This window comes from Pseudomonas shiyinii (genome assembly GCF_056725765.1).
Genome location: NZ_CM161522.1, coordinates 4,751,380 through 4,769,617 on the forward strand (window position 1 = coordinate 4,751,380; position 18,238 = coordinate 4,769,617).

General features: G+C 64.5%; 19 protein-coding genes. 13 read left to right on the forward strand and 6 right to left on the reverse strand.

Features of this window, described 5'->3' with window-relative positions:
- Positions 1–22 precede the first annotated feature (22 nt).
- Genes spoT through ACXHGZ_RS21520 form a run of 3 tightly spaced genes read left to right on the forward strand, consistent with a single transcriptional unit; the run spans position 23 to position 3,316 of the window.
- Entirely contained in the window at positions 23–2,131 is a 2,109-nt protein-coding gene (spoT, locus tag ACXHGZ_RS21510; RefSeq protein ID WP_084855332.1) for a bifunctional GTP diphosphokinase/guanosine-3',5'-bis pyrophosphate 3'-pyrophosphohydrolase, read from the forward strand.
- A gap of 21 nt (positions 2,132–2,152) precedes the next feature.
- The gene (locus ACXHGZ_RS21515; RefSeq protein WP_043209898.1) at positions 2,153–2,533 is read left to right on the forward strand and encodes a RidA family protein; all 381 of its coding nucleotides are present in this window, start codon (positions 2,153–2,155) and stop codon (positions 2,531–2,533) included.
- Positions 2,534–2,590: 57 nt separating this feature from the next.
- Positions 2,591–3,316 carry a hypothetical protein gene (locus ACXHGZ_RS21520; RefSeq protein ID WP_480461449.1) on the forward strand — a complete coding sequence of 242 codons (726 nt, stop codon included), beginning with the start codon at positions 2,591–2,593 and terminating at the stop codon, positions 3,314–3,316.
- A gap of 104 nt (positions 3,317–3,420) precedes the next feature.
- Here ACXHGZ_RS21520 and ACXHGZ_RS21525 read toward each other — a convergent pair whose 3' ends face one another.
- Positions 3,421–4,272, reverse strand: coding sequence for an SDR family oxidoreductase (locus tag ACXHGZ_RS21525; RefSeq protein WP_084855330.1), 852 nt, complete (start codon positions 4,270–4,272; stop codon positions 3,421–3,423).
- 190 nt (positions 4,273–4,462) lie between these two features.
- Here ACXHGZ_RS21525 and exbB point away from each other — a divergent pair, with 190 nt between their 5' ends.
- From exbB to ACXHGZ_RS21555, 6 genes are all read left to right on the forward strand, one after another.
- Complete coding sequence (exbB, locus tag ACXHGZ_RS21530) at positions 4,463–5,458, forward strand: tonB-system energizer ExbB (RefSeq protein ID WP_480461451.1); 996 nt, start codon at positions 4,463–4,465, stop codon at positions 5,456–5,458.
- Between the two features lie 3 nt (positions 5,459–5,461).
- Positions 5,462–5,890: a TonB system transport protein ExbD gene (exbD, locus tag ACXHGZ_RS21535; protein WP_196146529.1), complete on the forward strand. Its 429-nt coding sequence runs from the start codon at positions 5,462–5,464 to the stop codon at positions 5,888–5,890.
- The gene (locus ACXHGZ_RS21540) at positions 5,887–6,621 is read left to right on the forward strand and encodes an energy transducer TonB (RefSeq protein ID WP_480461453.1); all 735 of its coding nucleotides are present in this window, start codon (positions 5,887–5,889) and stop codon (positions 6,619–6,621) included. The genes exbD and ACXHGZ_RS21540 overlap by 4 nt, the downstream gene beginning before the upstream one ends.
- Before the next feature lie 94 nt (positions 6,622–6,715).
- Complete coding sequence (locus ACXHGZ_RS21545) at positions 6,716–7,642, forward strand: hydrogen peroxide-inducible genes activator (RefSeq protein ID WP_084855326.1); 927 nt, start codon at positions 6,716–6,718, stop codon at positions 7,640–7,642.
- A gap of 4 nt (positions 7,643–7,646) precedes the next feature.
- The gene (recG, locus tag ACXHGZ_RS21550) at positions 7,647–9,725 is read left to right on the forward strand and encodes an ATP-dependent DNA helicase RecG (protein ID WP_480461455.1); all 2,079 of its coding nucleotides are present in this window, start codon (positions 7,647–7,649) and stop codon (positions 9,723–9,725) included.
- Between the two features lie 202 nt (positions 9,726–9,927).
- Positions 9,928–11,331, forward strand: coding sequence for an aminoacyl-tRNA deacylase and HDOD domain-containing protein (locus ACXHGZ_RS21555; RefSeq protein WP_480461457.1), 1,404 nt, complete (start codon positions 9,928–9,930; stop codon positions 11,329–11,331).
- Between the two features lie 134 nt (positions 11,332–11,465).
- On the opposite strand, the gene ACXHGZ_RS21560 is transcribed toward ACXHGZ_RS21555, so the two are convergent.
- The 4 genes from ACXHGZ_RS21560 to ACXHGZ_RS21575 all read right to left on the reverse strand — a co-directional run bounded on the left by ACXHGZ_RS21560 (position 11,466) and on the right by ACXHGZ_RS21575 (position 13,835).
- Positions 11,466–11,843, reverse strand: a complete 378-nt coding sequence (locus ACXHGZ_RS21560) for a helicase (RefSeq protein ID WP_084855323.1) — start codon at positions 11,841–11,843, stop codon at positions 11,466–11,468.
- Between the two features lie 154 nt (positions 11,844–11,997).
- A complete protein-coding gene (locus ACXHGZ_RS21565; RefSeq protein ID WP_043209915.1) occupies positions 11,998–12,297 on the reverse strand; it encodes an HU family DNA-binding protein in 300 nt (99 codons plus the stop codon).
- 190 nt (positions 12,298–12,487) lie between these two features.
- Complete coding sequence (locus ACXHGZ_RS21570) at positions 12,488–13,636, reverse strand: NAD(P)/FAD-dependent oxidoreductase (protein ID WP_480461459.1); 1,149 nt, start codon at positions 13,634–13,636, stop codon at positions 12,488–12,490.
- Between the two features lie 31 nt (positions 13,637–13,667).
- Positions 13,668–13,835 (reverse strand): rubredoxin, encoded by a 168-nt coding sequence (locus ACXHGZ_RS21575; RefSeq protein ID WP_011536423.1) that lies wholly within the window; start codon positions 13,833–13,835, stop codon positions 13,668–13,670.
- 120 nt (positions 13,836–13,955) lie between these two features.
- Between ACXHGZ_RS21575 and ACXHGZ_RS21580 the strand changes: the two genes are divergently transcribed.
- Both ACXHGZ_RS21580 and ubiA read left to right on the forward strand, forming a co-directional pair.
- Entirely contained in the window at positions 13,956–14,513 is a 558-nt protein-coding gene (locus tag ACXHGZ_RS21580; protein WP_480461462.1) for a chorismate--pyruvate lyase family protein, read from the forward strand.
- Positions 14,513–15,403, forward strand: coding sequence for a 4-hydroxybenzoate octaprenyltransferase (ubiA, locus tag ACXHGZ_RS21585; RefSeq protein WP_196155896.1), 891 nt, complete (start codon positions 14,513–14,515; stop codon positions 15,401–15,403). The genes ACXHGZ_RS21580 and ubiA overlap by 1 nt, the downstream gene beginning before the upstream one ends.
- Positions 15,404–15,512: 109 nt before the next feature.
- On the opposite strand, the gene ACXHGZ_RS21590 is transcribed toward ubiA, so the two are convergent.
- Positions 15,513–15,884 (reverse strand): COG4315 family predicted lipoprotein, encoded by a 372-nt coding sequence (locus ACXHGZ_RS21590; protein ID WP_196155897.1) that lies wholly within the window; start codon positions 15,882–15,884, stop codon positions 15,513–15,515.
- A gap of 172 nt (positions 15,885–16,056) precedes the next feature.
- Between ACXHGZ_RS21590 and phoB the strand changes: the two genes are divergently transcribed.
- Both phoB and phoR read left to right on the forward strand, forming a co-directional pair.
- A complete protein-coding gene (phoB, locus tag ACXHGZ_RS21595) occupies positions 16,057–16,746 on the forward strand; it encodes a phosphate regulon transcriptional regulator PhoB (RefSeq protein ID WP_003253341.1) in 690 nt (229 codons plus the stop codon).
- An 81-nt stretch (positions 16,747–16,827) separates the two neighbouring features.
- On the forward strand, positions 16,828–18,099 hold the full coding sequence (gene phoR, locus ACXHGZ_RS21600; protein WP_253249311.1) for a phosphate regulon sensor histidine kinase PhoR: 1,272 nt from the start codon (positions 16,828–16,830) through the stop codon (positions 18,097–18,099).
- The last annotated feature ends 139 nt before the right edge of the window (positions 18,100–18,238 follow it).

The following is an 18,238-nucleotide window of genomic DNA, read 5'->3' on the forward strand; positions in this document are numbered from 1 at the left end:
TTCCTCGGCAGGAGGTGACCCCATGCCGGGTATAGAAGCCCTCGCCGAACGGCTGTCGACCTATCTCGGCCCCGACCAGGTCAACCTGGTCCGCCGGGCCTACTTCTACGCCGAACAGGCGCACGATGGCCAACGCCGCCGCAGCGGCGAACCCTACGTGACCCACCCGCTGGCCGTGGCCAGCATCCTGGCCGACATGCACATGGACCATCAGAGCCTGATGGCCGCCATGCTGCACGATGTGATCGAAGACACCGGCATCGCCAAGGAAGCCCTCTGCCAGCAGTTCGGCGAGACGGTCGCCGAGCTGGTCGACGGGGTCAGCAAGCTGACCCAGATGAACTTCGAGACCAAGGCCGAGGCCCAGGCCGAGAACTTCCAGAAGATGGCCATGGCCATGGCCCGCGACATCCGCGTGATCCTGGTCAAGCTGGCCGACCGCTTGCACAACATGCGCACCCTGGAAGTGCTTTCGGGCGAAAAACGCCGACGCATCGCCAAGGAAACCCTCGAGATCTACGCCCCCATCGCCAACCGCCTGGGCATGCACAACGTGCGCGTGGAGTTCGAGGACCTCGGCTTCAAGGCCATGCACCCGATGCGCTCCTCGCTGATCCACCGCGCAGTCAAGAGCGCCCGTGGCAACCGCAAGGAAATCGTCGCCAAGATCGAGCATTCCCTGGCCAACTGCCTGGCGGCAGACGGCATCGAGGGTGAGGTCAGCGGTCGGCAGAAACACCTCTATGGCATCTACAAGAAGATGCGCGGCAAGCGCCGCGCCTTCAACGAGATCATGGACGTGTACGCCTTCCGCATCATCGTCGACAAGGTCGACACCTGCTACCGCGTGCTTGGCGCCGTGCACAACTTGTACAAGCCATTGCCTGGTCGCTTCAAGGACTACATCGCGATTCCCAAGGCCAACGGCTACCAGTCGCTGCACACCACGCTGTTCGGCATGCATGGCGTGCCCATCGAGATCCAGATCCGCACCCGCGAAATGGAAGAGATGGCCAACAATGGCATCGCCGCCCATTGGCTGTACAAGTCCAACGAGGACGAGCAGCCCAAGGGCAACCACGCCCGCGCCCGCCAGTGGGTCAAGGGTATCCTCGAGCTGCAGCAACGCGCCGGCAACTCCCTGGAATTCATCGAAAGCGTGAAGATCGACCTGTTCCCGGACGAGGTCTACGTCTTCACGCCCAAGGGCCGGATCATGGAGCTGCCCAAAGGCTCCACCGCCGTCGACTTCGCCTACGCGGTGCATACTGATGTGGGCAACAGCTGCATCGCCTGCCGTATCAACCGCCGCCTGGCGCCCCTGTCCGAGCCGCTGCAGAGCGGCTCGACCGTGGAGATCGTCAGTGCCCCGGGCGCACGGCCGAACCCGGCCTGGCTCAATTTCGTGGTCACCGGCAAGGCACGCACGCACATTCGCCACGCCCTCAAGCAGCAACGCCGCTCCGAATCCATCAGCCTGGGCGAGCGCCTGCTGAACAAGGTGCTCACCGGCTTCGACAGCAGCCTGGAGCAAATCCCCCCGGAGCGCATCCAGGCCATCCTCGCCGAGTACCGCCTGGAGCTGATCGAAGACCTGCTCGAAGACATCGGCCTGGGCAACCGCATGGCCTATGTGGTCGCCCGCCGCCTGTTGTCCGCCGAGGGCGAACAATTGCCGGCCCCCGAGGGCCCGCTGGCCATCCGTGGTACCGAAGGCCTGGTGCTCAGCTACGCCAAGTGCTGCACGCCGATCCCAGGCGACCCGATCGTCGGCCACCTCTCGGCAGGCAAGGGCATGGTCGTGCACCTGGAAAACTGCCGTAACATCAGTGAAATCCGCCACAACCCGGAGAAGTGCGTGCAGCTCTCCTGGGCCAAGGACATCACCGGCGAATTCAATGTCGAGCTGCGCGTCGAGCTGGAACACCAGCGCGGCCTGATCGCGCTGCTGGCCAGCAGCGTCAACGCCGCCGACGGCAATATCGAAAAAATCAGCATGGACGAACGCGACGGCCGTATCAGCGTGGTCCAACTGGTGGTCAGCGTGCGCGACCGCGTGCACCTGGCCCGCGTGATCAAGAAGTTGCGTACCCTGACCGGCGTGGTCCGCATCACCCGCATGCGTACGTAGTCCGTCAACCAAGGAGTCATCATGACCAAGACCGTCATCAACAGCGATAAGGCCCCAGCCGCCATCGGCACCTACTCCCAGGCGATCAAGGCCGGCAACACCGTGTACATGTCCGGCCAGATCCCGCTGGACCCGAAGACCATGGAACTGGTCGAAGGCTTCGAAGCCCAGACCGTCCAGGTCTTCGAGAACCTCAAGGCCGTGGCCGAGGCTGCCGGTGGTTCGTTCAAGGACATCGTCAAGCTGAACATCTTCCTCACCGACCTGAGCCACTTCGCCAAGGTCAACGAGATCATGGGCCGTTACTTCGAACAGCCCTACCCGGCCCGTGCCGCCATCGGCGTTGCCGCGCTGCCGAAAGGCTCGCAGGTCGAGATGGACGCGATCCTGGTCATCGAGTGATGCCCGTGGTGACGGGCTGCCCGCCCGTCACCTTCCCTTCCCCAAGGTTCCAGCACCATGCGCCACGCCCTTTCCCTTGCACTGGCAGCCCTGCTTCTGGGCGGCTGTGCCAGCCACAAGCCCGAAGACTACAACGGCACCTGGATCAATCAGGACGCCATCGATGCCGCCGATGGCGGCAGCCTGCACCAGGCCCTGAACGAGCACGGGCCGGTACTCGAATGGAAGATCGACGTCGCCAACCAGCAGGCCAGCTACAGCAATGGCTTCGAGGCGGTCGACGGCTACCTCAGTGCCAAGGAAGACCAATGGCAAGCCAGCTTCTCTGGCGGCCAGACCGAACAATTGAACCTGGACGGCGACACCCTGCGCACCACCTCGCAGGCCGGCGAAAAGCAAACGTTCGTACGGGTCAAGGCCGCACCCGCCAACGCCCCGCTGGGCGGCAGTTTTGAAAAGGCTCTGTACAAGGCCTACCTGGGCGGCGACTGGAAGATCATTGAAGGCCCCGGCCAGGGGGCGGTGGTGCGCTTTGCCGAGAACGGCAGGGTGACAGGCCTGCCCAACCTCGACCGCTACGCCCTGTGCCTGGCCGGCGATTGCGCCGACATGGGCGGCGACAACGACAGCCTGTGGCTGGAGCGCGACCGGCGCGGGGCACCCTGGATTTTCAAGCGCGATGACGACACGCTGGAGATCCTTCAGGCCGTCAACCGCGCGCAACCTGACGAGAAGCCGCAACTGGCGCCAGGTGCTCGGCAGTGGGTGCTGGAGCGCGACTGACCTTTATCGGTTTCGATGACCCAATCGCCGGCAAGCCGGCTCCCACAGGTGCGGCAGGCACCACCTCTGTGGGAGCCGGCTTGCCGGCGATTGGGCACTGAAGCCTACCCCTTCAGGATGGCCGCATAGCCGTCCTTGTAGCTCGGGTACTGCGGCATCCAGCCCAACGCCCTGGCCCGCGCATTGCTGCACCGCTTGCTGCCGGTGCGGCGCACCCGCTGCTCGTCCGACCACTCGGTGACCCCCATGTACTGGCGCAACCAGGCCACCACATCGGCCAGCGGCGCCGGGTCGTCGTCCACGCCGATATAGCAGTCATCCAGCGCCACACCCTGCGCATCGGCCTGCAGCAGGAACGCGATCAACCCCGCGGCATCCTCGGCATGGATGCGATTACCGTACAGTGGTGGCTCCTCGGCCACGCGGTAACCTTGGCGTACCTGACTGAGCAACCATTCGCGCCCCGGGCCATAGATGCCGGTCAGGCGCACGATGGAGGCCGGCAGCCCACTGTGCAGTGCCAATTGCTCCGCCTCCAGCATTACCCGCCCCGAATAGCCCTGGGGCTCGGTGACCGCGCGCTCGTCGATCCATTCGCCATCGGCCTGGCCATACACGCTGCTGCTGGACACGAACAGCACTCGTCGCGGCCGCTGTCCACGCTCCGCCAACCAACCCAGCACATGGCGCAGCCCCTCGACATAGGCCTGTCGGTAGCCCGCCTCGTCGTGCTGGCTGGCCGCCACGCAATACACCAGGTAGTCCGGCGACCGCGCCGGCCAAGCCGCTGGAATCGTCGGCTCGGCCAGGTCGGCGGCGATCGGCCATACGCCAGCCGGAAGGTGCTCGACAGAGCGCCGCAAGCCGCTGACCTGCCAACCCTGGGCAAGCAGTTGTCGCGCCAGGCGGCCACCTACATCGCCACAGCCCACGATCAACACGGATGGTTCCGACATCTCCACACTCCCAAGGCCAAAGGTTCAGGCTAGCCGGATTAATCGATGGGCGGCTAGACGTTGGTTAAAAAAGGCAACTTTATTACTTCTGCTAACAAGAATTACTTGCAATAATGGCGCCCTGTCTGTTCTCGGCCTGTCTCGAGGCCGTGGGGAACATCAATCTTTTTCTTCATCAGGTCCGGCCAGCATGACACGTACTCAACCCTCCGCTTCGCCAACCACGTCGCGCGCCTGGCGCGCCATCGCCGCGCTGACGCTCAGCCTGGTGCTGGCCCCGACCGCCATGGCCGATGAGCCTGTCGCACCCGCCACCAACACCCCGGCAGCCGCCGCAGCCCCTGCAGCTCCCGTACAGGCTCCGGCAACCGATGCCAAGGCGCCGACCGACACCACCAATGCCAACGCCGCTGCCGCACCGGCCGATGCCCAGGCCGCTGGCGACGAGAACGTCCAGGCCCTGGTCGAGGACACCTCCCTGGGCATGGCCCACGACCTGTCCCCATGGGGCATGTACAAGAACGCCGACGTGGTCGTCAAAGCCGTGATGATCGGCCTGGCCATCGCCTCGCTGATCACCTGGACCATCTGGATCGCCAAGGGCTTCGAGCTGATGGGCGCCAAGCGTCGCCTGCGCGGTGAAATCGCACTCCTGAAGAAGGCCGCCAGCCTCAAGGAAGCCAGCGACGCCGCCAACAAGCCAGGCACCCTGGCCCACACCCTGGTCCATGATGCCCTGGATGAAATGCGCCTGTCGGCCAATGCTCGCGAAAAGGAAGGTATCAAGGAACGCGTGAGCTTCCGCCTGGAGCGTCTGGTCGCCGCCAGCGGCCGTAGCATGAGCAGCGGCACCGGAATGCTTGCCACCATCGGCTCCACCGCACCCTTCGTGGGCCTGTTCGGTACCGTGTGGGGCATCATGAACAGCTTCATCGGCATCGCCAAGACCCAGACCACCAACCTGGCCGTGGTCGCCCCCGGCATCGCCGAAGCCCTGCTGGCCACTGCCCTGGGCTTGGTCGCGGCGATTCCTGCCGTGGTCATCTACAACGTCTTCGCCCGCTCCATCGCCGGCTACAAGGCCCAGGTCTCCGACGCTTCGGCGCAGGTCCTGCTGCTGGTCAGCCGCGACCTGGACCACCAGGGCAGCGAGCGCGTCGCCCCGCACGTGGTCAAAGTGGGGTAAGCCATGGGCCTGCATCTCAACGAAGGTGGCGACGACCTCGCCGAAAACCACGAAATCAACGTCACACCCTTCATCGACGTGATGCTGGTGCTGCTGATCATCTTCATGGTCGCGGCACCACTGGCCACTGTCGACATCAAGGTCGACCTGCCTGCCTCCAGCGCCAAGCCGGCGCCAAGGCCCGAGAAGCCGGTGTTCGTCAGCGTCAAGACCGACAAGAAGCTGTACGTCGGCGATGACGAGGTGGCCCAGCGTGACCAGCTGGGTGCGATGCTCGACGCCAAGACCAAGGGCGACAAGGAAACCACCATCTTCTTCCAGGCCGACAAGGGTGTTGACTACGGCGACCTGATGGATGTGATGAACACCATGCGCGCGGCCGGCTACCTCAAGGTCGGCCTGGTCGGCCTCGAAACGGCAGCCAAGCAATGACGAACACACGGTCCAACCTGGCGCGCTACGGCGTCAGCCTGGCGATCGTGCTGGGCGTGCACGCCCTGGCGGTACTGCTGACGCTGAACTGGTCGGTACCCCAGGCCATCGAGTTGCCGCCGGCAGCCATGATGGTCGAGCTGGCGCCACTTCCTGCGCCAGCACCACCGCCACCGCCCAAGGCTGCGCCGAAGCCTCCGGCCCCGGTCGAAGAGCCACCGCTGCCCAAGCTGGTGGAAGCGCCCAAGCCGAAGATCGCCGTTCCCAAGCCGCCCAAGCCGAAGGCCAAGCCGCAGCCGCCCAAGCCCGAGAAGAAGCCTGAGCCGCCGAAGGACCTGCCGCCGGCCAAGGAAGAAGTCGTCGATACGCCGCCAAGCAACACGCCACCGCAGAAGTCGGCAGCACCGGCACCGAGCGTCGCGGCCAACAGCAAAGCCTTGCCGACCTGGCAGAGCGACCTGCTGCGCCACCTGGCCAAGTACAAGCGCTACCCGGAAGACGCACGCCGTCGCGGCCTGCAAGGCATCAACCGGCTGCGTTTCGTGGTCGATGCCGATGGCAAGGTACTGTCGTTCGCCCTCGCCGGTGGTTCGGGCAGCGCGGCGCTGGACCGGGCGACCCTGGAGATGATCCGCCGGGCGCAGCCTGTACCCAAGCCGCCGAAGGAGCTGCTGAACAATGGCCAGATCGAGGTGGTAGCACCGTTCGTCTACTCGCTGGACCGCCGCTGAGGCGTTTGCTTCTGTCACAAAACGGCAAGTCTGATAACGTGCGTCTATCGATTGCAGCCGCTATGCTGGGGCCGCAACTTCATGGACGCACGTTATGACCCTCACAGAATTACGCTACATCGTCACACTCGCCCAGGAGCAGCATTTCGGCCACGCCGCCGAGCGTTGCCATGTCAGCCAGCCGACCCTGTCGGTCGGGGTGAAGAAGCTCGAGGACGAGCTCGGTGTACTGATCTTCGAACGCAGCAAGAGCGCGGTGCGCCTGACCCCGGTCGGCGAAAGCATCGTCGCCCAGGCCCAGAAGGTGCTGGAACAGGCCCAGGGCATCCGTGAACTGGCCCAGGCCGGCAAGAACCAGCTGACCGCGCCGCTGAAGGTCGGGGCCATCTATACCGTCGGCCCCTATCTGTTCCCCCACCTCATTCCCCAGCTGCACCGGGTCGCCCCGCAGATGCCGCTGTACATCGAGGAAAACTTCACCCACGTACTGCGCGAGAAACTGCGCAACGGCGAACTGGATGCAGTGATCATCGCCCTGCCGTTCAACGAGGCCGACGTGCTGACCCTGCCGCTGTACGACGAGCCCTTCTACGCGCTGATGCCAGCCGACCACCCCTGGACCGCCAAGAAGACCATCGACACGGCCATGCTCAACGACAAGAGCCTGCTGCTGCTTGGTGAAGGCCACTGCTTCCGCGACCAGGTGCTCGAGGCCTGCCCGACCATCAACAAGGGCGGCGAAGGCTCCAAGCACACCACGGTCGAGTCCAGTTCGCTGGAAACCATCCGCCACATGGTCGCCTCGGGCCTGGGTGTATCGATCCTGCCGCTATCGGCTGTCCATAGCCACCATTACGCCCCTGGTGTGATCGAAGTGCGCCCACTGACGCCGCCCTCGCCGTTCCGCACCGTGGCCATCGCCTGGCGCGCCAGCTTCCCGAGGCCGAAGGCCATCGAGATCCTCGCCGACTCGATCCGCCTCTGCTCGGTCGCCAAGCCGCCCGCGGACAAATCGGCCTGAGCCCATGACCGAGCTGTCGAACGTCCCGGTCACCGCCCTCAAGGGCGTGGGCGATGCCATGGCCGAGAAACTGGCCAAGGTTGGCCTGGAGAACCTGCAGGACCTGCTGTTCCACCTGCCCCTGCGCTACCAGGACCGTACCCGCGTAGTGCCCATCGGAGCCTTGCGCCCGGGCCAGGACGCGGTGATCGAGGGCGTGGTCAGCGGTGCCGACGTGACCATGGGCAAGCGCCGCAGCCTGGTGGTGCGGTTGGGTGACGGTACCGGCGTGCTGAGCCTGCGCTTCTACCATTTCAGCAATGCCCAGAAGGAAGGCCTCAAGCGCGGTACCCACCTGCGCTGCTACGGCGAGGCCCGCCCCGGTGCCTCGGGGCTGGAGATCTACCACCCGGAATACCGCGCGCTCAATGGCAGCGAACCAGCACCACCGGTGGAGCAGACCCTGACGCCGATCTACCCCACCACCGAAGGCCTGACCCAGCAACGCCTGCGTCTGCTCTGCCAGCAGAGCCTGGCCATGCTCGGTCCGCGCAGCCTGCCCGACTGGCTGCCTGCGGAACTGGCCCGGGACTACCAATTGGCGCCGCTGGACGATGCCATCCGCTACCTGCACAACCCTCCGGCCGACGCCGACCTGGACGAGCTCGCCGAGGGTCAGCACTGGGCCCAGCACCGCCTGGCCTTCGAAGAGCTGCTGACCCACCAGCTTTCCCAGCAACGCCTGCGTGAAAGCCTGCGCACCCTGCGCGCCCCGGTCTTGCCCAAGGCCAGTCGCCTGCCGGCTCAGTACCTGGCCAACCTGGGGTTCAACCCCACCGGCGCCCAGCAACGGGTCGCCAACGAGATCGCCTACGACCTCAGCCAGCCTGAGCCGATGATGCGCCTGGTCCAGGGCGATGTCGGAGCTGGCAAGACGGTCGTCGCCGCCCTCGCCGCGCTCCAGGCCCTGGAGGCCGGCTACCAGGTGGCGCTCATGGCACCCACGGAGATCCTCGCCGAACAGCATTACCTGACCTTCAAGCGCTGGCTCGAGCCCCTGGGCATCGAAGTGGCCTGGCTGGCCGGAAAGCTCAAGGGCAAGGCCCGCGCCAGCGCCCTGGAGCAGATCGCCAGCGGCGTGCCGATGGTAGTGGGCACCCATGCCCTGTTCCAGGAGGAAGTGAAGTTCCGCCACCTGGCCCTGGCGATCATCGACGAACAGCACCGTTTCGGCGTGCAGCAGCGCCTGGCCCTGCGTCAGAAGGGCGTGGCCGGCCAGCTGTGCCCACACCAGTTGATCATGACCGCCACGCCGATCCCGCGCACACTGGCCATGAGCGCCTACGCCGACCTGGACACCTCAGTACTCGACGAACTGCCGCCTGGCCGTACCCCGGTCAATACCGTGCTGGTGGCCGACAGCCGCCGCTTCGAAGTGGTCGAGCGGGTGCGCGCCGCCTGCGCCGAAGGGCGCCAGGCGTACTGGGTGTGTACCTTGATCGAGGAGTCCGAGGAGCTGACCTGCCAAGCGGCCGAAAGCACCTTCGAGGAGCTCGGCAGCGCCCTGGGCGAACTGCGCGTGGGCCTGATCCACGGGCGCATGAAACCGGCCGAGAAAGCCGCAGTGATGGCCGAGTTCAAGGCCGGCAACCTCCAGCTGCTGGTCGCCACCACGGTCATCGAGGTGGGGGTGGACGTGCCCAACGCCAGCCTGATGATCATCGAGAACCCCGAGCGCCTGGGTCTGGCCCAGTTGCACCAGTTGCGCGGCCGTGTGGGTCGGGGCAGCGCCGTCAGCCATTGCGTGCTGCTCTACCATCCGCCTTTGTCGCAGATCGGCCGCGAACGGCTGGGCATCATGCGCGAAACCAACGACGGATTCGTGATTGCCGAAAAAGACCTGGAGTTGCGCGGGCCCGGGGAAATGCTGGGAACCCGCCAGACCGGCCTACTCCAGTTCAAGGTGGCCGACCTGATGCGCGACGCCGACCTGCTCCCGGCAGTGCGCGATGCCGCCCAGGCGCTGCTGGCACGCTGGCCGGACCACGTCAGCCCGCTGCTCGACCGCTGGTTGCGCCATGGCCAGCAGTACGGGCAGGTTTGACGGCAAGCCGGCTCGTTCTAATGTTGTCCGCCTTCCTGTAGGAGCGGGCTTGCCCCGCGATTGCGGCAGTGAAGCCGACATCGCAATCGCGGGACAAGCCCGCTCCTACAAGGGGAACCCTATTCGTTCTGAAACAGAATGGATCCAGCCCCGGCCCAGGCTGGTTATACTTCGCGTTTAAAGAAAACCGTGGACACAGACCATGACTGAAGTTGCCCTGGACACCGCAACCCCACACGCACCGTCTGTCATCCGGCTGCTGCTCGACAAGCTTGGCGTGCCCTACCGCGAAGTACCCGAGCATACGCAACTGCCGGCCAGCGCACGTGTCCAGGCGATTCTCCTAGACGACGAGGTCGGCGCCCTGATGGTGCTGTTCCCGCAGGACCAACTGCTGGACCTCAACCGCCTGACCGAGCTGACCGGGCGCAAGCTGGTAGCCGTGCCGGTGGCGCGCCTCAAGCATATGCTCGACAAACACGCCCTCAAGACCCTGCCCGGGATCCCGGCCCTGACCAGCTACCCGTGCCTCTACGAAGCCAGCCTGCTGCAGGCCGACAACCTGCTGATCCAGTCCGGCGAGCGCGGCCTGCTGCTCGAGATTCCACGTGAAGACTTCAAGCGCATGCTGGCCAAGGCAAGCGCCGGCCATTTCGGGGAACAGATCGAGGCCATTCGCCCGAATTTGGACCGCCCCGACGACGACTCCAAGGAAATCAGCCGCGCCGTCCAGGCCTTTACCGCTCGCCGTATCCAGCAACGCCTGGAACAGACCATCGAGATCCCGCCGCTGGCCGACACGGCGCAGAAGATCATCAAACTGCGCGTCGACCCCAATGCCAGCATCGACGACATCACCGGTGTGGTGGAAACCGACCCGGCCCTGGCGGCCCAGGTGGTCAGCTGGGCCGCATCGCCCTACTACGCGTCTCCCGGCAAGATCCGCTCGGTGGAAGACGCCATCGTCCGTGTGCTGGGCTTCGACCTGGTGATCAACCTGGCCCTGGGCCTGGCGCTGGGCAAGACCTTGAGCCTGCCCAAGGACCACCCGCAGGAAGCCACGCCGTACTGGCAACAGTCGATCTACACCGCCGCGGTGATCGAAGGCCTGACCCGGGCCATGCCCCGTGCCGAGCGCCCCGAGGCAGGCCTGACCTACCTGGCTGGCCTGCTGCACAACTTCGGCTACCTGTTGCTGGCCCACGTCTTCCCGCCGCACTTTTCACTGATCTGCCGCCACCTCGAGGTCAACCCACACCTGTGCCACACCTTCGTGGAACAGCACCTGCTGGGCATCAGTCGTGAACAGATCGGCGCCTGGTTGATGAAGCTGTGGGACATGCCGGAAGAGCTCTCCGCCGCGCTGCGCTTCCAGCACGACCCGAGCTATGACGGCGAATATGCAGCCTTCCCCAACCTGGTATGCCTGGCGGTACGCCTGTTACGTGCCCGGGGCATCGGCACCGGGCCCCAGGAAGAGATTCCGGATGCCTTGCTCGAACGCCTGAGCCTGACCCGGGAGAAAGCGGAAGATGCAGTGACCAAGGTGCTGGAGGCCGAGACCCTGCTGCGCGAGCTGGCGTCCCAGTTCCACACGCCGCATTGAGTCGCGCGGGTAGACCTGTATCGCCTGCTGCGCCTCATCGCCGGCAAGCCGGCTCCTACCTGTCCTGCGCTGTTTTCAGAGACGCCGCTTACTTGTGGGAGCCGGCTTGCCGGCGATTGGCCCGAGCAGCCGCCCTATCGGCCTTTTTTCTTCGGCTTCAGGTATTTCATCAGGCCCTGGAACCAGATGACCAGTGCCGGGTTGCCCTTGATCTGTATGCTCTTATCCTGGATCCCTTGCATGAAGGCCAGCTGCTTGTTGCCAGCCTGCAGCGTGTTGAAGCCGTAGGCCGCGTCCTTGAAGGCGATGGCGAAGGCCGGCTGGGGATGCAGGCCGCCCTTGCTGCTGATGCGCTCGCCACTGACGATGAAGTGTCGGCCCACCTTGCCGTCGAGGGTCTGCATCTGGAAGACCAGGTCCTTGTCCCGCAATTGTTGCTGAAACGCCGGGTTGTTGCGGCTGGCCCGAGCCATCAGCAGCCCCATGGCCCAGAGCAGGAAGCGAAACTTCATCTACACGCCTCGACTAAAAAGTGACTGAGCCGCGCAGTTTATCCTTTTATCGGACGTGGAATGCAACTCTGCTGTTTCGGGGCTTTTCCGTTTCCCAGAATGCACAACGGGCGCCCAGGGCGCCCGTTCGGATAAGGTGATTATCGAAAACCGATCACTTGCCTTTCTTTGCTGGCTTGGCAGGTTGGTTGACGCTGTCGCGCAGGTTCTTGCCAGGCTTGAAAGCCACGGTATTGCTGGCCTTGATCTTGACCGGCTGGCCGGTCTGCGGGTTCTTGCCGGTGCGAGCACCACGATGACGTTTTTCAAAGGTACCGAAACCGACCAGGGTGACGGTGTCCTTGTCCAGCGCACCGGTGATGCTGTCGAGGATGGCATTCAAGACCTGGTTGGCCTTTTCCTTGGTCAGATCGGCCTTTTCGGCGATAACAGCGGCGAGTTCTGGTTTACGCATAGTGAAGCCTCTTGGACGGGATTTCTTGTTGTTATTGCCGTGCTGCCGTGTGAAGCAGCGTTCAAAGGCACCGCAGGCTCTAATCTGCGGCAGACGGAAGTGAGGATGGCACGCCCACCGAAGGCGCGCCAGTGCCTGGGCGGCCATTGTCGCGCCAAGGACAGGCCATACCCGACAGAGCGCCCGCTATTTATGCCATCAAGGGTGGCAACTGCCGATTCAGCGCCAGCTTCTCCATCACCGCCGTGCCAGTCAACGCGTAGCCCAGCAGCTTCCCGTCGCCCGCATGGCAGAGCACCTTGAGGTCGGCGCCCTGTCCCTCCACCTGCCAGACACCTTCATGGCCCGGCGGTGGCGGCGAAACCACCAGCGGGCAGGCCGGGGTCTTGACCGTGACCGGCATAGGCCCGTAGGCCACGGCGGTGGGGTTGCCGGCCAGGGTTTGAGCCAGGGCACGCGCGCAGGTCATCAGCGGCATGACATACAGCAGGTTGACCCCATCGACCTCGGCGCAGTCACCCAGGGCGAAGATATTGCCGTGGGAGGTACGCAACTGGCGATCCACCACCACACCACGATTGACCTGCAGGCCAGCAGCGGCAGCCAGGTCGGTGCGTGGACGCAGGCCGATGGCCGACACAACCAGGTCGCAGGCGATCACGCTGCCATCGGACAGATGCGCCTCGAGGCCGTCGTCAGCATGTTGCAGCCGGGTCAATACGGGCCCCAGGTGGAAGCGCACGCCCAGGCCTTCCAGGCCAGCCTGCACAGCGCTGGCCGCGGCGGGATGCAGCAGGGTCGGCATCACCTGTTCGCAAGGCGCGACCACATCGATTTCGTAGCCGCCCAGGCTCATGTCGTTGGCGAATTCGCAACCGATCAGGCCGGCCCCGAGGATCAGCACACGGCGCTTGCCTGCCGCTGCGGCACGAAAGCGCGCGTAGTCTTCCAGGTCATTGATGGGAAACACCAGGTCGCCGCCATCGCCTTCGATCGGCACCTGCACCGTCTGGGCACCCCAGGCGAGCACCAGGTCGCGGTACTCGACCGCTTCCTCGCCGATCCACAGGCGCTTGTGCCCTGGATCGATGCCGCTGATGCGGGTGTGCGTGCGGATCTCGGCCTTGAGCTGCTCGGCCATGGCGCCCGGCTCGGCCATGCACAGGCCGTCGGCATCCTTGTGCTTGGCAAAGCCCGTGGAGAGCATGGGCTTGGAGTAGGAACGACCGTCGTCGGCGGTGATCAGCAGCAGCGGCGTCTGGTCGTCGAGCTTGCGAAACTCGCGGGCCAGGTTGTAACCGGCCAGGCCGGTACCAATGATCACCACAGGGGACGTCATGTCGTGCTTCCTCTCGTTGAATGGGTTGCGATCAGCCGATGGCGATCATTTCGAAGTCGCTCTTGCCGACACCGCAGTCGGGGCACAGCCAGTCTTCCGGCACGTCTTCCCAGCGAGTGCCTGGGGCGATGCCGTCGTCCGGCCAGCCCTCGGCTTCGTCGTAGATCAGGCCGCAGACAATACATTGCCACTTTTTCATGGGGTTGGTTTTCCTCGTCTTTAATGTGCTGACTGCCTGTAGGGGCGGCCGCCATTATGCAAGCAGTCGGGGCAATCATGCTAAGCTCGCGGCCTCTCTGGCTGTAACAAGCATATCGACGTGTCGTACGAATCCCCGCAAGCAGCCGCTGTCGCGTGGCTGCCGTATTCACAGCTGGCAACCGATGTCGACCAGCCGACCCTCGGCTGGCTGTTCGATGAAGGCTCCCTGACCCGCCGGCTGGTCCATCTGTCCCAAGACCATTTCGCCGTCGACCCGCTGTTCGAAGGCTGGCAATCGCTGCGTGATGATGAATGCCAAGCGCTGGGCCTCGCGCCAGGCGCCGAAGGTTGGGTGCGCGAGGTGTACCTGCGCGGGCATGGCCAACCATGGGTATTCGCCCGCAGCGTGGCCAGCCGCAGCGCCCTGGAACGGGGCGGCCTGGACCTGGAAACGCTGGGCAGCCGCTCGTTGGGCGAACTGCTGTTCTGCGACCAGGCGTTCATTCGTCATCCTATCGAGGTTTGCCGCTATCCACGGAGTTGGTTGCCGCTCGACGTAGTCCATGACGATTTGTGGGGGCGGCGCTCGCGCTTCGAACGTGACAACCTCGACGTCCTGGTGGCCGAGGTTTTTCTGCCAGAGCTGTGGCGCGTGGCCAAGGAGGAAAACCGCTGATGTACCTGCACTTGCTCAAGTCGTTCAACCGCCTGCACCCTCGGGCCTGGGACTTCATCCAGCTCAGCCGCATGGACCGCCCGATCGGCATCTACCTGCTGCTGTGGCCGACCTTGTCGGCGGTATGGATCGCCGGCAACGGCTCGCCGACCCTGGCCAACGTACTGATCTTCGGCCTGGGCGTGGTGCTGATGCGCGCAGCCGGTTGCTGCATCAATGACTTCGCCGACCGCAAGGTGGACGGCCACGTCAAGCGTACGGCTGACCGACCGCTGGCCAGTGGCCGGGTGAAGCCCCGCGAAGCGCTGATGCTGTTCGCCATCCTGGTCGGCGTGAGCTTCCTGCTGGTGCTGTGCACCAATGCCAGGACCGTGTGGCTGTCGTTCGGTGCAGTAGCCCTGGCATTCTGCTACCCGTTCATGAAGCGCTACACCTATTACCCCCAGGTGGTGCTGGGCGCTGCTTATTCCTGGGGCATCCCCATGGCCTTCACCGCCGCAGGTGGCGAGCTGCCGGCCAGCGCCTGGCTGCTGTACATCGCCAACCTGCTGTGGACCGTGGGCTACGACACCTACTACGCCATGGTCGACCGTGACGATGACCTGAAGATCGGCGTGAAGTCCACGGCGATCCTGTTCGGCGAGGCCGACCGGACGATCATCCTGACACTGCAGATGCTCTCGCTGGGGTGCCTGCTGCTCGCCGGCAGCCATTTCGACATGGGCGGTTGGTTCCACCTGGGCTTGCTGGCGGCGGCGGCGTGCTTTGCCTGGGAGTACTGGTCGACGCGCAGGCTGGACCGGGAGTCGTGCTTCAAGGCGTTCCTGCACAATCACTGGGCGGGGATGCTGATCTTCATCGGCGTGGTGCTGGATTACGCGTTGCGCTGAAGGGGCTCAGGGGGCTGCCTTGCAGCCCAATCGCCGGCAAGCCGGCTCCCACAAGGGCTCAGTGCCACCAACAGTGGGACCTGGCTTGCCGACGATTGGGCCCGTAGCTTCAAGGCTTGGCGATATGCCAGACGTCCTTCACGCCATCGCCGGTCTTGTCCCCGGCCTTCTTGTCCTTGATGAAGGTGTACAGCGGCTTGCCGTCATAGGCCCACTGCTTGGCCCCGTCGTCACGGGTGACCTGGGTCCATTTGTCCTTGGCGGCTTCGTCGTCGGGCTTGACCAGCAGCGGCGGCCAGTTCTTGGCGCATTCGCCGTTGCACATGGACTTGCCGTCGGCATCCTTGTCGAACGTGTAGAGGGTCATGCCGGCATGATCGACCCACATGCCATCCTTCTCCATCGCGTGGTGGGCAGACGCCACCCCCGGTAGCGCCAGCGCAGCGAAAAGGGCCATCCAGCTCAGCGTATGTCGTGTCATTGGAATCACCATCGTTTCGGGGGGAGTGGGGGCTGAAACACCGCCTCGGCGGCCCTTTCAAGCCTAGTCCAGTCATGGAATGTCGCCATAAACGCCAATGGCCTGTCACACAGCTGCAATAATTCCGTTATCTAATGCGGGCCAGACACAGTTCCCGGGAGAGGTATCAAGCATGGTTGGCAGAAACATTCTGATCGTCGACGACGAAGCGCCCATTCGCGAGATGATCGCCGTTGCATTGGAAATGGCCGGCTATGACTGCCTGGAAGCGGAGAACTCCCAGCAAGCCCATGCCATCATCGTCGATCGCAAGCCGGACCTGATCCTGCTCGACTGGATGCTGCCCGGCACCTCGGGCATCGAACTGGCGCGGCGCCTCAAGCGTGACGAGCTGACCGGTGATATCCCGATCATCATGCTCACCGCCAAAGGTGAAGAGGACAACAAGATCCAGGGCCTTGAAGTCGGCGCCGACGACTACATCACCAAGCCGTTCTCGCCACGCGAACTGGTGGCCCGGCTCAAGGCCGTGCTACGCCGCACCGGCCCGAGCGACAGCGAAGCGCCGATCGAAGTCGGCGGCCTGCTGCTCGACCCGATCAGCCACCGCGTCACCATCGATGGCAAGCCGGCCGAGATGGGCCCCACCGAATACCGCCTGCTGCAGTTCTTCATGACCCACCAGGAGCGCGCCTATACCCGCGGTCAACTGCTCGACCAGGTCTGGGGCGGCAACGTCTATGTCGAGGAACGCACGGTCGACGTGCATATCCGCCGCCTGCGCAAGGCATTGGGTGAAGCCTACGAAAATCTGGTACAAACCGTCCGGGGCACCGGCTACCGCTTCTCTACCAAGAGCTGATCCAGCCCGAAGCCACGCCGCAAGCCGCTGTACAAGGACCGTCAATTGAACCAGAACTGGCACGCGACCCTGATTCGCCACATGCTGCTGCTGATCACCGTCTGCCTGGTCGGCGGGCTGGTCAGCGGCTACTACGGGTGGAGCCTGGCCATCGGCCTTGCGCTCTACCTGGGCTGGACCCTCAAGCAACTGCTGCGCCTGCACGATTGGCTGCGCAACCACCAGCCCGATGAAGCCCCGCCCGACGGCTACGGCCTGTGGGGCGAAGTGTTCGACAGCATCTACCACCTGCAGCGCCGCGACCAACGCGTGCGTGGCCGCCTGCAGGCAGTGATCGACCGCGTCCAGGAGTCCACCGCGGCGCTGCGCGACGCGGTGATCATGCTCGACAGCGAAGGCAACCTGGAGTGGTGGAACCGCGCCGCCGAGACCTTGCTGGGCTTCAAGACCCCGCAGGACGGGGGCCAGCCGGTCACCAACCTGGTACGCCACCCGCGCTTCAAGGAATACTTCGAGGCCGAGAACTACCTCGAGCCGCTGGAAATCCCGTCGCCGATCAATGACCGTCTGCGTGTGCAACTGCACATCACCCGCTACGGCAACAACGAGCACCTGATGCTGGTACGCGATGTCACCCGTATCCACCAGCTCGAACAGATGCGCAAGGACTTCGTCGCCAACGTCTCCCACGAACTGCGCACGCCGTTGACGGTGATCACCGGCTACCTGGAGACCTTGCTCGACAACGTCGAGGACGTGAACCCACGCTGGAACCGGGCATTGCAGCAGATGAGCCAGCAAGGTTCGCGCATGCAGACGCTGCTCAACGACCTGCTGCTGCTGGCCAAGCTCGAGGCGACCGATTACCCCTCGGACAACCAGCCGGTGGCGGTCGACGCCCTGTTGCAATCGATCACCAGCGATGCCCAGGCACTATCCGGCCCGCGCAACCAGCGCATCACGCTGGACGCCGCGCCAGGGGTGCGTTTGAAGGGCAGCGAGTCGGAACTGCGCAGTGCCTTTTCCAACCTGGTGTTCAATGCGGTGAAGTACACCCAGGACGAAGGCACCATCCGGGTTCGTTGGTGGGCCGACGACCAAGGCGCCCACCTGTCCGTGCAGGACTCAGGGATCGGCATCGATGCCAAGCACCTGCCGCGCCTGACCGAACGCTTCTACCGGGTCGACTCCAGCCGCGCCTCCAACACCGGCGGCACAGGGCTGGGCCTGGCCATCGTCAAGCACGTGCTGCTGCGCCATCGTGCGCGCCTTGAGATCAGTAGCGTGCCGGGGCATGGCAGTACCTTCACGTGTCATTTCGCGCCGGCGCAATTGGCCAACGGTAAGCACTGAGAGGGGCTGCTTCGCAGCCCAATCGCCGGCAAGCCGGCTCCCACCTGTCGTGCGCTGTTTTCAGCGACACCGCGACAGAGCCGGGGCAAGCAACTCAAGACCTTGCTCCCACAAGGAGCGAATAACAGATGTGGGAGCC